Origin of the sequence: Actinacidiphila sp. bgisy160 (assembly GCF_965342435.1) — a bacterium.
In the GTDB taxonomy this organism is placed as follows: domain Bacteria; phylum Actinomycetota; class Actinomycetes; order Streptomycetales; family Streptomycetaceae; genus Actinacidiphila.
Genome location: NZ_CBDRCM010000003.1, coordinates 21,464 through 35,098, shown reverse-complemented (window position 1 = coordinate 35,098; position 13,635 = coordinate 21,464). Strand labels below are relative to the sequence as shown.

Below are 13,635 nucleotides of genomic sequence, written 5' to 3'. Positions count from 1 at the left end.
CCGATTGCCCGGCGCGGTTGGTTGCCGCCTCGCGGGGTGCGTTGGGTCGGCCAGGGTCGGGGTCCCCGGGGTCGGCATTCTGGACCGCATATTCATGTGCATGGCGGCGGTGCAGGTCGGACCCCGGATGCCGCACAGCACATACACGTCAGCGTCCAGAACGCCCACGCCTACGCCCCCGCCCCCTCCGCCGGTTCCGCGACCAACGGCCGGACCTGGTTGCGGGTCGGCCGCTCGCCGGAGGCTGGGGGCACCCCCAGCGGTAGCTGGGGGAGGGCTGGCGCAACCCCACAACGGCGCCGCACCTGCCCGGTGCGCACGGTCTCGTCGGCGTGTGCACGCCGGTGGGTGGGGTGCGCCCACCCGTCCCGCCTTGCGGGACGACTGCCCGCTACCTCCACCTCGCCCGGCTGTCAGCCGGCCATGCGACGGGAGGGGTGTGGCGGGGTGCCCCGCAGGGGACGAGCGGCGGACCCGGCGCCAGATGACGTGGGGGTAAACCGCGAGCCCCGAGGTGGGGGTCCCCCCGGCCGAAGGCTGGGGACGTGCCCCGGCGCGGCACCGACCCAGGCCCACGGTGCGAGGCCCGCACTGACCGCGCCGGGCAATCGGGAGGGCGGTGGGGGAACCGCCCGCCGCAGGCGCAACGGACCCGCACACGACAACGGCGCCGCTTACGGCTCACGCGGAGGCGTACTTGCCGTCCGCGGCCGGATCGAGCGCCAGGCGGTACCCCCGCTTGACCACCGTCTGGATGAGCTTCGGCACCCCCAGCGCCGCCCGCAGCCGCGCCATCGCCGTCTCCACGGCGTGCTCGTCGCGTCCCGCCCCCGGCAGCACCCGGAGCAGGTCGGCCCGGGAGACCACCCACCCGGGGCGCCGGGCGAGGGTGCGGAGCAGGGCCATCCCGGCCGGGGGGACGGCCCGCAACTCCCCGTCGACGACGACCGCGTGACCGCGGATCTCCAGGCGCCGCCCGGCGACGGGGAGGGGGCGCGCCCGCCCCGGGAGCTCCGCGGCGAGCAGTTGGACGAGCGGCCCCAGGCGGAACCGATCGGGCTGGGTGGTGGGCACGTCGTGGGCCTGCAGCGGGAGCGCCGTGACGGGGCCCACGCAGGCCGCGAGGATGTCGTGGCGGAGGGCGTCGAGTAGTTCGCCGCGCAGGCCCCGGCGTTCGGCCCGGTCCAGCAGGGAGGCCGCCGCGGGGGCGCTGGTGAACGTGACCGCGTCCAGCCCGCGCGCGACGGCCGCGTCGATGAGCCGGTCGACCGGCGCGAGGTCCTCCGGCGGCATCCAGCGGTAGACGGGGACGCCGACGACCTCCGCGCCGGCCGCGCGCAGCGCCTCACTGAAGCCGGGCACCGGCTCCCCGTGCAGCTGGACGCCGACGCGCCGGCCGGCGACGCCCTCGTCCAGCAGGCGGTCCAGGACCTCCGCCATCGACTCGGACGCCGGTGACCAGGACTCCCTGAGCCCGGCCGCGCGGATCGCGCCGCGCACCTTGGGGCCGCGGGCGAGCAGTTCGACGTGGCGCAGCCGTTCCAGAAGGGGCTCGCCGAGCCCCCAGCCGTCGGCGGCCTCGATCCAGCCGCGGAAGCCGATCGCCGTGGTGGCGACCACGACGTCGGGGCCGCGGTCGAGCAACCGCTCGGTCGCGGCGAGCAGTTCGGTGTCGTCCGGCAGCGGGACGATCCGCAGCGCGGGGGCCCGCATGACCACGGCGCCGCGCCGCTCGAGGAGGGCGCACAGTTCGTCGGCGCGACGGGCCGCGGTGACGCCGACCGTGAAGCCCGCCAGGGGAAGGACGTCTGCGTGTCGCACTTGCATGGCTCTGCCTCGCTCCGCCGGAGGTACACGTGCAACGGAGGCCCGGGACCGTCCCGGGTCCCGGAGTCGTGCGCCCCGTTCCGCGCATGGTTCCAAGCCCCGGTGACGGTCCGGGATCACCGGCATTTCCCCGTTGTTACGCAGTTGGCCGGGGCTACACCTCCGCGTAGGAGAGCTGCGGCTCCGGCTCGGCCCTCGTACCGGGCCCGGCCGCCGGAGCGGGAGCCGGCGCGGGCCTGCGCAGGTATACGGCCCAGGTGACCACGAAGCAGACCGCGTAGACGGCCAGGAAGGCCACGAAGGCCGGGGTGCCGGTGCCCCGGGTGAGGAAGGACTGCCGGAAGGCGAGGTTGATGCCGAGGCCGCCGAGCGCGCCGACGGCGCCGATCAGGCCCATCGCGGCTCCGGACAGCCGGCGCCCGTAGGCGGCCGCGGCCTCACCGGTCAGCCCCTTGGCGGCGGCCTTGGCGGCGTAGATGCCCGGGATCATCTTGTACGTGGAGCCGTTGCCGAGGCCGGTCAGGATGAACAGGGCGACGAAGGCGGCGGAGAACAGCGTCAGGGACTTCTGTGCCGAGGCGAGGACGATCACGGCGGTGGCTGCGGCCATCGCCAGGAAGTTCCACAAGGTGATCCGTGCCCCGCCGTAGGCGTCGGCGAGCCGCCCGCCGACGGGGCGGATGAGCGAGCCGAGCAGCGGGCCGACGAAGGTGATGGACGCGGCCTCCAGCGGGGTGCGGGCGAACTGGTTCTGCAGGACGAGCCCGAAGGCGAAGCTGTAGCCGATGAAGGAGCCGAAGGTGCCGATGTAGAGGAAGGACATGATCCAGGTGTGGCCGTCCTTCACCGCCAGGGCGGCCGCGCCGGTGTCGTTCCGCACGGGCGCCAGGTTGTCCATGTACAGGGCGGCGAGCGTGGCGGCGACCACGATGAGCGGGATGTAGACGGCGAGCAGCAGCCGCGGGTGACCGGCGCCGGCCGTGCCGATGACCAGCAGGCCGGCCAGCTGGACGACGGGCACGCCGATGTTGCCGCCGCCCGCGTTGAGGCCGAGTGCCCAGCCCTTCCTCCGCAGCGGGAAGAAGGAGTTGATGTTGGTCATGGAGGAGGCGAAGTTGCCGCCGCCGACACCGGTCAGCGCGGCGACGGCGAGGAAGGTGCCGTAGGAGGTGCCGGGCTCCATGACGACGGCGGCGGCGATCGTCGGCAGCAGCAGCATGAGCGCGCTGAGGACGGTCCAGTTGCGGCCGCCGAAGCGCGCCACGGCGAAGGTGTACGGGACGCGGACCACGGAGCCGACCGCCGTGGCCATGGCGACCAGGAAGAACTTCCCGGCGGGGTCGATGCCGTACTCCGGGCCCATGAAGAGCACCATGACCGACCAGAGCGTCCAGACCGAGAAGCCGACGTGCTCGGACAGGACGGAGAAGAGCAGGTTCCGGTGGGCGACGCGCCGGCCGCCGTTCTCCCAGGACTCCTCGTCCTCGGGGTCCCACCGCTCGATCCAGCGGCCGCCCTTGCGTGCTGTGGTGCTCGCGGCAGTCATGACGCCTCCAGGCCCTGATGTCGCTCGTCGGATGATGCCCACGACGGTAGGAACGGCGCGTTTCCGCCCGATGGCCTGAGGTGACCGCCACGCAACCTTGCTCTCACCCGGTGCGCGGTCCCGGTGTGAGCGCCGGGGGCGCCATCACGCGGGTGTCCGGCTCCGGCAGCCAGGCGCCGTCCGGCGGGGTGAGCCAGTCGTCCTCGTCGGCGAGCCGCCGCGCCGTCCGGAGCAGGGCGTCCAGTCCCGGGTGGCGCAGTCCGCGCCGCCACACCATGGAGACCGGGGCGAGCGGTACGGGGGCGGTGAGCGGGCGCAGGACGAAGCCGGGCAGGTCGATGAACTCGGTGCTGGCCAGTACGGGCCAGCGGTGCTTGCGCACCAGGCGGACGAACTCCTCCGGGCCGTCGATGGCGGGGAAGGGCGCGGCCACGGAGATGCCCCGGCCCTGGAAGAGGCGCTGGGCCAGGTCCGTCCATTCGGCGGTGTCCGGGTTCCCGGCGGCGGCGTAGAGGGACTCCCCGGCGAGCCGGCCGAGCGGCACCTCGGCGAGTGGGGCCAGCCGGTGGCCGTCCGGGAGCAGCACCGCCATCCGCTCGTAGCGGACCGGCCGGTGCTCCAGCCGGTCCAGCACCGCGGGGGCGAGGCCCGCCGCGCGCCCGAAGGAGACGTCCAGGCGGCCCGCGAGGATCCCGGCAGCGGCGCCGGTGAGCCCGCTGTGGAAGCGCGCGGTCAGTTCGAGTTCGGGCGCGGCGGCGCGGGCGGCGGTCAGCACCCGGTGGCCGGTGCCCACGGGGGCGCCGATGTCGACGAGCAGCGGACGGCCGGCGGGCGCGAAGGCGGCGGCCAGTTCGTCGTGGGCGGCGAGCACGCGCCGGGCGTACGGCAGCAGCCGCTCCCCCTCGGCGGTCAGCCGCGCCGATCGGGTCGTCCGTACGAACAGCTCGGCCCGCAGTTCCCGCTCCAGGCGCCGGACGTCCCGGCTCAGCGCCTGCTGGGCGACGTGGAGGCGGGCGGCGGCCTGGGTGAAGTGCAGCTCCTCCGCGACGGCGGTGAAGGCCCTCAGCAGGCGCGGGTCGATGGCGTGCGGCATCCGTCCATTGAACACGTCCGCGATTGACAACGGGAACGCGTCAATGGGCGCTGATCAGGTGTTGGACCGCGCCGGGGGCGCCCCGGGAGAGTGATCGCATGACCGCGCTCGCCTTCGCCGCCCCCTACCGGCGGCTCTTCGCCCTGCCCGGCACCCGGGCCTTCACCACCGGGAACCTCCTGGCCCGGCTCCCGATGGGGATGTTCGGCGTCAGTGCGGTCGTCATGATCGCCGCGGGGTACGGCTCGTACGCGCTGGCCGGGGCGGTCACCGCCACCGGACTCGCCGCGACGGCCGTGGTGGCCCCGTGGACCGCCCGTCTGATCGACCGGCACGGCCAGGCCCGGGTGGCCGTGCCGGCCGCGGGGCTCGCCGCGCTGGGCTCGCTCGCGCTGGTGGTGTGCGTACGGCTGCACGCCCCGGCCTGGACGCTGTTCGCCGCGTACGCCGCCACCGCCACGACGCCGAACACCGGCGGCATGGCGCGGGCGCGCTGGGCGCACCTGTACCGCGAGGACGAGCGGGCCCGGCATGTCGCCAACTCCTTCGAGCAGGCCGCGGACGAGGGCTGCTTCATGCTCGGCCCGGTCCTCGCGGCCTTCCTGTGCACCTCTCTGTTCCCGGAGGCCGGCACGCTGACCGGGGCGCTGCTGCTCTTCGGCGGCATCCTGCTCTTCGCCGCGCAGCGCGGCACCGAGCCGCCGCCGGTGCCGCGGGCCACGGCCGGCCGGGACGTGGCAGCGGGGCGGGCCGCGGTACCGGCCGTCCTGCTGACGTTCCTGGCGACCGGGGCCGTCTTCGGCGCCCTGGAGGTCACCACGATCGCCTTCGCCGACGCCCACGGGCACCGCGGCGCCGCCGGGGCGGTGCTCGCCCTCCAGGCGGCGGGTTCGTGCGTGGCGGGCCTGCTGTACGGGCTGCGCCGGCCCCGCGGCACCGCCGGGGGCCGGTTCGCCGCGAGCGTCGCCCTGATGGCCGTCCTCATGCTCGGCCCGCTGCCCGCGGCGGCCCTCGGCGGCCTGTGGCTGCTGGCCCCCGCGCTGCTGCTGGCGGGCATGGCCACCGCACCCACGATGATCAACGGCATGGCCCTGATCCAGCGCCAGGTCCCTCCCGGCCGCCTCAACGAGGGGATGACGCTCGCCGTCACGGCCCTCCTGGGCGGCATCGCCTCGGGCTCCTTCGCCGCGGGGTCCGTCGTGGAGCAGCGGGGCGCGCTGCCCGCGTACGCGATACCGGCGATCGCCGCGGCCACCGCCGCGCTGGTCGCGGCGGCCTCCCTGCGGACGGCCCGGCGCCGGGCCTGACGTGCCGGCCGTCAGCCGCCGGGCGCCGCCGTCCCCCGCGGCCGGCGAGACGACGAGCACGCTCATGGTGTGCTCGGCCATCGCGACCGCGAGCACGAAGGCCTTGCCCTCCCACAACGGCAGGCCCGTGACGGCGGTGTGCACGCTCGGCGCGCCGGGCGCCCGCGTGAGTGCGGGGAACGTGTATCCCTGCGCCGGTGGATCGCCCCAAGCGCTCTGTGAGCCCCTGGAAACGACGGAAGGCGATGCCTCCCGCGCAGTGCGCGGCAGGCATCGCCTTCCGTTGGGTCAGTGGAGATGGCGGGAATCGAACCCGCGTCCTGTGGTGCGGAACCAGGGCTTCTCCGAGCGCAGTCCGCTGTGCTTTTCTCGGCCCCGGCAGTCACGCGGACAAGCCGCCGACGGGCCCAGCCACTGTTTGGTTTCCCACCGGGCCCCGTGGCCGGGCCCAGTGGTTTAGTCCCCTAGCTGATGCCAGGATCCGGGTCGGGAACAGCCCCGGGCTGACACTCCGCGGAGTCTTCGCTAGCTGCTAATTAGGCAGCGAGGGCGAAGGCGGAGGAATCGCTCTTGTTATTGGCGATTATTTTTTTCGGCATATGGTTTACGAGATCATTGCCGCTTTCTCGGCTCGCTTCCCCTGCTTCGACATCCCCAGTCGAAACCGATCATCCCCATGTTGATTTTTCAAGCTGCTCACCGGGCGGTCACCGTCCGGTGGGACTGCCGCCATCGTACGTGACGAACGCGCACGGTGGCCAGCGCATTCCCGCGCGTGGGCGCGGGCGGCGTTCACTGCCCGCGCTGCCGGCGGCGCGCCGCCGAGATGGCCCGGTCCGCCTCGCGGCGGTCCTGCTTCTCGCGCAGGGTCTGCCGCTTGTCGTAGTCCTTCTTGCCCTTGGCCAGCGCGATCTCGACCTTCGCCCGGCCGTCCTTGAAGTACAGGGAGAGCGGCACGATCGTGTGACCGGTCTCCTGCGACTTCTGGAAGAGCTTCTCGATCTCCGCCCGGTGCAGCAGCAGCTTGCGCTTGCGCCGCGCCGAGTGGTTCGTCCACGTCCCCTGCGTGTACTCGGGGATGTGCACGTTGTGCAGCCACGCCTCGCCCCCGTCGAGCTGGCCGAAGCCGTCGACCAGGGACGCGCGTCCCTGGCGCAGCGACTTCACCTCGGTGCCGGTGAGCACCAGGCCCGCCTCGTAGGTGTCGAGGATGTGGTAGTCGTGCCGCGCCTTCTTGTTCTGCGCGATCAGCTTGCGACCCGTTTCCTTTGCCATAGCGCCGCCATTCTCGCACCTCGGCGAGGCCGGGGGTACCGGTTTGCGCGCCGGTCAGCGGGCCGGCGTGCCCAGACCGTCCAGCACCCCGAGGGCCTCGGACTCGGCGTCCGCGCCACCGCTGACCAACAGGTCGGGCTCGACACCGCGGCCGTCCACCCGACGGCCCGCGGGCAGCCGGTAGTGGCCCACGGTGAGTTCGGCGACCGAGCCGTCCGACAACCGGCTGGGCATCTGCACCGACCCCTTGCCGAAGGTGCGGGAGCCCACGACGACGGCACGGCCGCGGTCCTGGAGGGCACCGGCGAGCAGTTCGGCCGCGCTCATCGTGCCGCCGTCGACGAGCACGACGAGCGGGGTGTCGGTGTCGCCCGCGTCGGCGGCGTAGAGCGCCTGCTGCTTGCCGTGGACGTCGTACGTGGCGACCAGGCCGCCGTCCAGGAGCGCGGAGGCCACGCCGACGGCCTCGGTGACCAGGCCACCGGAGTTGCCGCGCAGGTCCAGGAGTATGCCCTCGTGTCCCGGCCGGCCGGCCAGGACACGGCGGACCTGCCCGGCGACGCCCTTGGTGAAGGCGTCGACCTTGACCACGGTGACGCCGCCGGGAACGTGCCGCACCCGAACGGACTCCGTCGGCAGCAGGGCCCGCCGCGGTGAGACCTCCCAGGAGCGCGTACCGCGCCGCAGGCCCAGGGACACGACGGTGCCGGCGGCGTCCGAACCGCGCAGCCGGGCGACGACCTCGGTGACGGGACGGCCGGTGACCTCCGTGCCGTCGATGCTCACCAGCCGGTCCCCGGCGCGCACGCCGGCCCGGGCGGCGGGGCTGCCGGACTGGACGCGGTCGATGCCGATGCGGCCGTTTTCGGTGCGCCGCACCCACAGGCCGACCCCCACGTACCGGCCGTCCAGGGACTGCTGGAAGCCCTCGTACTCCTGGGCGGTGTAGAAGGAGGACCAGCGGTCGCCGCTGCGGCTGACCAGGGCCTGCGCGGCCTGCGGGCCCACCTTGCCCGCCGCGATCGCCTCCGCGATCTCGTCGATGTCGGCGACGGGGCCGGCCGGGATGCGCGAGTTCGGCGGCGTCCGCCGTTCCGCGCCGAGGCCCCCGAAGGAGCCCGCCGCGGCGCCCGTCGCCAGGACCGCCCCGAAGACCACTGTCAGCGCCGCGGCGCGGCGCAGACGGCGTTGTCTTCCGGGCGGACAGTGGCTCAGCACGTCGGGCAGTCTAGGCGAGAAGCGGGCGCTGTACGGAAAGTTGGCCGTACGGCGCCCTTGGCGCGAATCAGACCTTGAGGTATTTGCGCAGCGCGATCAGGGCCGCCAGCGCGGGCATCAGCATGCCCACCACCAGCACCAGCGGCAGCACCTGGGCCACCTCGCCCCAGCCGAGGAAGTTGATCAGTGGCACCTTGGTCTGCAGCGACAGGCCGTGGTCGATCAGGAAGTAGCGGCCCACCAGCAGCATCAGACAGGCCAGGCCACCGCCGACCAGACCGGCGAACGCGGCCTCCATGATGAACGGCATCTGGATGTAGAAGCTGGAGGCGCCGACCAGCCGCATGATCCCGGTCTCACGGCGCCGGCTGAAGGCCGAAACGCGCACCGTGTTGACGATCAGCATCATCGCCACCGCGAGCATGAACGCCAGTACCACCAGCGCGGCCAGCGTCATGCCGTTGAGCAGCCCGAACAGGTTGTCCAGCAGGGCCTTTTGGTCCTGCACCTCCTGGACGCCGGGACGGCCCTGGAAGGCGCTCGCGACCACCTGGAACTTCGTCGGGTCCTTGAGCTTGACCCGGAAAGACTCCTGCATCTGGTCCGGGGTGAGGGAGTCGGCCAGCGGCGAGTCGGAGAACTGCTCCTTGTAGTGCTTGTAGGCGTCCTCCGCGCTCTCGTGGAAGTACTTCTCCACCAGCGGCAGCGCCTTGAGCTGCTTCTCGATGTCCTGCTTCTGCTCCTCGGTGACGGCGCCCTTGGTGCAGTTGGGGTCGGTCTTGGCGTCGTTCTTGTTGCAGAGGAAGATCGACACCTGGACCTTGTCGTACCAGTAGCCCTTCATCGAGTCGACCTGCTCGCGGGCGAGCCACGAGCCGCCGGCGAGCGCGAGCGAGAGGGCCACGGAGACGATGACCGCGAAGGTCATGGTGAGGTTGCGCCGGAGGCCGACGCCGATCTCCGAGAGCACGAACTGGGCGCGCATGTTGTCCTTTCAGAAGGCCGCGGTGTGCAGGGCGGGGTCCAGGCTCAGTGCTGGTAGCCGTAGACGCCGCGGGACTGGTCGCGGACCAGTCGCCCCTTCTCGAGCTCGATGACGCGCTTGCGCATCTGGTCGACGATGTTCTGGTCGTGGGTGGCCATCACCACCGTGGTGCCGGTCCGGTTGATGCGGTCCAGCAGCCGCATGATGCCCACGGAGGTCTGCGGGTCGAGGTTTCCCGTGGGCTCGTCCGCGATCAGCAGCATCGGGCGGTTGACGAACGCCCGGGCGATCGCCACGCGCTGCTGCTCACCGCCGGACAGCTCGCCCGGCATGCGGTCCTCCTTGCCGCCGAGGCCGACGAGGTCGAGCACCTCGGGGACCGTCTTGCGGATGGTGCCGCGCGGCTTGCCGATCACCTCGAGGGCGAACGCCACGTTCTCCGCGACCGTTTTGTTGGGCAGCAGGCGGAAGTCCTGGAAGACCGTTCCCAACTGGCGGCGCATCTGCGGCACCTTCCAGTTGGACAGGCGGGCGAGGTCCTTGCCGAGCACGTGCACCATGCCGGTGTCCGTCCGCTCCTCGCGCAGGATCAGCCGCAGGAAGGTCGACTTCCCGGAGCCGGAGGAGCCCACCAGGAAGACGAACTCACCCTTCTCGATTTCCAGCGAAACGTCCCGAAGTGCAGGACGGTTCTGCCGGGGGTAGGTCTTGGAGACGTTGTCGAATCGGATCACGGTCGCACTCCGGATACAGGGGATCGGAGGCGACCTTACGCGAATGCCCGCGGCCCGCGCAGTCCGCGGTCCGGGATGACGGGTTTATTCACCGACCACGGGGGGACAAAGCAGGCATTGGCCACATGCGTCACTCTTCGGAGTCGCAGGAATCGCGCGGGGCGCGCCGAGCGTCCCGGAAACTGGCACAGTGGTCGGGGGGCTCGGGAACGTACCGTCCCTGTCGCGCGTTGTTCATGGAGCGGCCGCCCGGCCGCCTGGGAGGAGGCGACCGCATGACAGTCGACCGACTGGTGTGCGCCAATTGCGCCGGCCCCGTCAGCGAGGGCCGCTGTGCCGTCTGCCGCGCCCATCGTGCCCGCATGCAGCAGGAGAACCCCTTCGCGGCCGTCTCTCCGGCAGCCCTCATCGCCCTGCTGGTCGCACTGCTCGCGGTGGCGTGGGTGGTCCACGAGGCCGCCGTGTAGCGCGGCGCGCACATACGACGAACACAGGGGCCCGAGGCGCTTCGGCGCGACGGGCCCCTGTGACGTTCCCGGGGCCTCACGCGGACGCGCGGAGGCCCGCGGCGCGTGCGCCGCGGGCCCCTGTGTGCGCCGGTGTCCGGGCGTGGGCCTCAGACCGCGGCGTTGCGGCCGCCGCCGACCAGGCGCGGCATCAGGCGGAAGCCGACACCGCCCGCGATCATCGTGGCGGCGCCGATCAGCAGGAAGATGGTCTCGCCGGCACCGGTCTCGGCCAGCTCCTCCTTGGTGTCACCCTGGGTGACGACCTCGCTGCTGCCGGCGTTGTCGGTGTCGGTGTTGTCGGCGCAGGTCACGCTGTCACCGTCGAGGGTGCAGGTGGTGCCGTCGCCGCCATCGGTGGTGCCGCCGTCGGTGGAACCGCCGCTGTTGCCGTTTCCGCCGCTGTTGCCGTTGCCACCGCTGTTGCCGTTGCCACCGGTGCTCGGGTCACCCGTCGTCGGGTCACCACCCGTCGGGTCACCCGTCGTCGGGTCACCACCCGTCGGGTCACCCGTCGTCGGGTCACCACCCGTCGGGTCACCCGTCGTCGGGTCACCACCCGTCGGGTCACCACCCGTCGGGTCACCCGTCGTCGGGTCACCACCCGTCGGGTCACCACCCGTCGGGTCACCCGTCGTCGGGTCACCACCCGTCGGGTCACCCGTCGTCGGGTCACCACCCGTCGGGTCACCCGAAACTCCGGAGGTGGGATCTTCGTCGCCGTTCAAGGAGGCGGAAACGCCGACCTCGGTCTCGCCGGCGCTCAGGCCGATGTCCAGGCCGACGGCCTGCGCGGCACCGGCGGCCGTCAGCGAGGCGCCGGCCGCGATCACCGCGGCAGCGGCTATGCGGGCCACCCGCAGCCGCGTGTTCTTCTTGCTCATCTGGCAACTACCCCCAGTAGCTTCTCGTCCATGGAGCAGCGTCACAGGGGGAGCGTCCTGCGGGGCGGTTCACGTTCAAGGCCGGGGCGTGAGCCACCGACCGCGCTCGCCCCCGTTCGCTCACGCCCCAGTCATACGCATGCCGCGCATCACGATTCCCAGATTTCACAGCGTCGTCAAGGGCGTTCCAAGCACAATGCCGGAATTGGCTCACTATGACGGCCACTTGCTTATGCGGCTGTGACCCAAAACGCACAACTGCCGCCCATTGGACGGCAGTTGTGAGGATTTCGCAAAGATGATGCCGCGTCAGACGCGGGCACCCTGGTCCTGCTGCTTGCGCCAGCGGATGCCCGCCTCGAGGAAGCCGTCGATGTCGCCGTCGAGGACGCCCTGCGGGTTGCCGACCTCGTAGTCCGTCCGGAGGTCCTTGACCATCTGGTACGGGTGGAGCACGTAGGAACGCATCTGGTTGCCCCAGGAGTTGCCGCCGTCGCCCTTGAGGGCGTCCATCTTGGCCTGCTCCTCCTGGCGGCGCCGCTCCAGCAGCTTGGCCTGCAGGACGTTCATCGCGCTGGCCTTGTTCTGGATCTGGGAGCGCTCGTTCTGGCAGGAGACCACGATGCCGGTCGGGATGTGGGTGATCCGGACCGCGGAGTCGGTGGTGTTGACGCCCTGGCCGCCGGGGCCGGAGGCGCGGTAGACGTCGATCCGCAGCTCGGTCTCGTCGATCTCGACGTGGTCGCTCTGCTCGACGACCGGCAGCACCTCGACGCCCGCGAAGGAGGTCTGGCGCCGGCCCTGGTTGTCGAAGGGCGAGATGCGCACCAGTCGGTGGGTGCCCTGCTCGACCGAGAGGGTGCCGTAGGCGTACGGCGCCTTCACCACGAAGGTCGTGGACTTGATGCCGGCCTCTTCCGCGTACGAGGTCTCGTAGACCTCGGTCGGGTAGCCGTGCCGCTCGGACCACCGCAGATACATGCGCTGCAGCTGCTCCGCGAAGTCGGCGGCGTCGACGCCGCCCGCCTCGGCGCGGATGTTGACCAGCGCCTCACGGGCGTCGTACTCGCCGGACAGGAGGGTACGGACCTCCATCTCGTCCAGCGCCTTGCGCACCGACTCCAGCTCGGCCTCCGCCTCGGCGCGGGTGTCCGCGTCGTCCTCGGCCTCGGCGAGCTCGAAGAGCACCCCGAGGTCGTCGATGCGACCGCGCAGCCCCTCGGCCTTGCGGACCTCGGCCTGCAGATGCGACAGCTTGCTGGTGATCTTCTGCGCCGCCTCGGGGTCGTCCCACAGCGACGGCGCCGCCGCCTGCTCCTCGAGCACGGCGATGTCGGCCCTCAGCTTGTCGAGGTCCAGAACGGCCTCGATCGAGGCCATGGTCGACGAGAGGGACTTGAGCTCTTCGGATACATCCAGGACTGCCACGTCCCCCAGCGTACCGGCACGCCGCGCGTTGCCGCGCCGGTGAGCCGGGGCGGGCCCGCCGGCGGCCGGGAGCCGCGCGCCGATCAGGCCGGGACGGGGGCGGAGGCGTGGGCGAGCGTGCCGTCGGCACGGCGGAGGTAGAGGGTCAGGGTGTCGTCCGCCGTGGTCACACCGGGGTGGGAGGGGGTGCTGGCGGACAGCCGGACCGGCGTCCATGCGCCGCCTTCGGAGACGGCCGCGGCCAGGGCCCCGTCGTCGGCGGGGGCGAGGACGTAGAGCCGGCCGCCGGAGACGGCCGGCTCGGGGCGGCCCGTGGCGTCGAGGCCGGTGACGATCTCGGAGGGACGCCAGGCGCCGTTCACGTACGGCAGGCGCAGCACGGCGCCGTCGGCCTTGCGGACGGCGAAGGCGTCGAGGGTGCCGGACGCGGCCGAGACCAGACCGGGGGCGGCGGTGACGCGGCCCGCGGTGGGGACCAGCGCCCAGGCGTTCCAGCGGCCGTCGACCCAGGAGGAGGTGACGAGGTCACCGCCGGAGCAGCCCACCAGGTCGATCCGGCCGGGCGCGGAAGACGCGGCGGCGGGGGTCGTGGTGAAGCGGGCCGGCTGGTCGACCTGGTACCAGTCGCCCCACGTGCCGCCGCTGAGGGTGCGGCGGTAGACCCTGTGGTCGGTGCCGAGGGCGAAGACGTCCAGCTGCCCGGCGCGCGGGGAGACCACCGAGGGGTCGTCGGCGACGCTTATCCCGGTGAGCCGGTGCCAGGTGCCGGAGACCAGGTACCAGACGTTCTTGTCGCTGCCCCGGGTGAAGACGTACGTCGTCCCGGACACGG

General features: G+C 72.5%; 11 protein-coding genes and 1 other RNA gene. 2 read left to right on the top strand and 10 right to left on the bottom strand.

Features of this window, described 5'->3' with window-relative positions; translation table 11 throughout:
- Positions 1-681: 681 nt before the first annotated feature.
- The 3 genes from ACRWNP_RS04580 to ACRWNP_RS04570 form a co-directional block, all read right to left on the bottom strand.
- On the bottom strand, positions 682-1,827 hold the full coding sequence (locus ACRWNP_RS04580) for a uroporphyrinogen-III synthase (RefSeq protein ID WP_431959626.1): 1,146 nt from the start codon (positions 1,825-1,827) through the stop codon (positions 682-684).
- A gap of 154 nt (positions 1,828-1,981) precedes the next feature.
- Positions 1,982-3,373: a nitrate/nitrite transporter gene (locus ACRWNP_RS04575; protein WP_431959625.1), complete on the bottom strand. Its 1,392-nt coding sequence runs from the start codon at positions 3,371-3,373 to the stop codon at positions 1,982-1,984.
- A gap of 103 nt (positions 3,374-3,476) precedes the next feature.
- Positions 3,477-4,466 (bottom strand): LysR family transcriptional regulator, encoded by a 990-nt coding sequence (locus tag ACRWNP_RS04570; RefSeq protein ID WP_431959624.1) that lies wholly within the window; start codon positions 4,464-4,466, stop codon positions 3,477-3,479.
- Positions 4,467-4,564: 98 nt separating this feature from the next.
- Between ACRWNP_RS04570 and ACRWNP_RS04565 the strand changes: the two genes are divergently transcribed.
- Positions 4,565-5,773 (top strand): MFS transporter, encoded by a 1,209-nt coding sequence (locus ACRWNP_RS04565; RefSeq protein ID WP_431959623.1) that lies wholly within the window; start codon positions 4,565-4,567, stop codon positions 5,771-5,773.
- Between the two features lie 289 nt (positions 5,774-6,062).
- Here the strand turns inward: ACRWNP_RS04565 and ssrA are convergent.
- From ssrA to ftsE, 5 genes are all read right to left on the bottom strand, one after another.
- Positions 6,063-6,449, bottom strand: a transfer-messenger RNA (tmRNA) gene (ssrA, locus tag ACRWNP_RS04560).
- Positions 6,450-6,565: 116 nt separating this feature from the next.
- Positions 6,566-7,048 (bottom strand): SsrA-binding protein SmpB, encoded by a 483-nt coding sequence (smpB, locus tag ACRWNP_RS04555; protein ID WP_431959622.1) that lies wholly within the window; start codon positions 7,046-7,048, stop codon positions 6,566-6,568.
- A 54-nt stretch (positions 7,049-7,102) separates the two neighbouring features.
- Positions 7,103-8,266 (bottom strand): S41 family peptidase, encoded by a 1,164-nt coding sequence (locus tag ACRWNP_RS04550; RefSeq protein ID WP_431959621.1) that lies wholly within the window; start codon positions 8,264-8,266, stop codon positions 7,103-7,105.
- Positions 8,267-8,333: 67 nt separating this feature from the next.
- Positions 8,334-9,251 (bottom strand): permease-like cell division protein FtsX, encoded by a 918-nt coding sequence (gene ftsX / locus ACRWNP_RS04545; protein WP_431959620.1) that lies wholly within the window; start codon positions 9,249-9,251, stop codon positions 8,334-8,336.
- A gap of 44 nt (positions 9,252-9,295) precedes the next feature.
- On the bottom strand, positions 9,296-9,985 hold the full coding sequence (gene ftsE / locus ACRWNP_RS04540) for a cell division ATP-binding protein FtsE (protein WP_431959619.1): 690 nt from the start codon (positions 9,983-9,985) through the stop codon (positions 9,296-9,298).
- A 275-nt stretch (positions 9,986-10,260) separates the two neighbouring features.
- On the opposite strand from ftsE, the gene ACRWNP_RS04535 reads away from it, so the two are divergent.
- Positions 10,261-10,452, top strand: coding sequence for a hypothetical protein (locus tag ACRWNP_RS04535; RefSeq protein ID WP_406265207.1), 192 nt, complete (start codon positions 10,261-10,263; stop codon positions 10,450-10,452).
- Positions 10,453-10,601: 149 nt separating this feature from the next.
- Here ACRWNP_RS04535 and ACRWNP_RS04530 read toward each other — a convergent pair whose 3' ends face one another.
- Both ACRWNP_RS04530 and prfB read right to left on the bottom strand, forming a co-directional pair.
- The gene (locus tag ACRWNP_RS04530; RefSeq protein ID WP_431959618.1) at positions 10,602-11,420 is read right to left on the bottom strand and encodes a hypothetical protein; all 819 of its coding nucleotides are present in this window, start codon (positions 11,418-11,420) and stop codon (positions 10,602-10,604) included.
- A gap of 264 nt (positions 11,421-11,684) precedes the next feature.
- Positions 11,685-12,803 (bottom strand): peptide chain release factor 2, encoded by a 1,119-nt coding sequence (gene prfB, locus ACRWNP_RS04525; RefSeq protein ID WP_431959617.1) that lies wholly within the window; start codon positions 12,801-12,803, stop codon positions 11,685-11,687.
- Positions 12,804-13,635 lie beyond the last annotated feature (832 nt).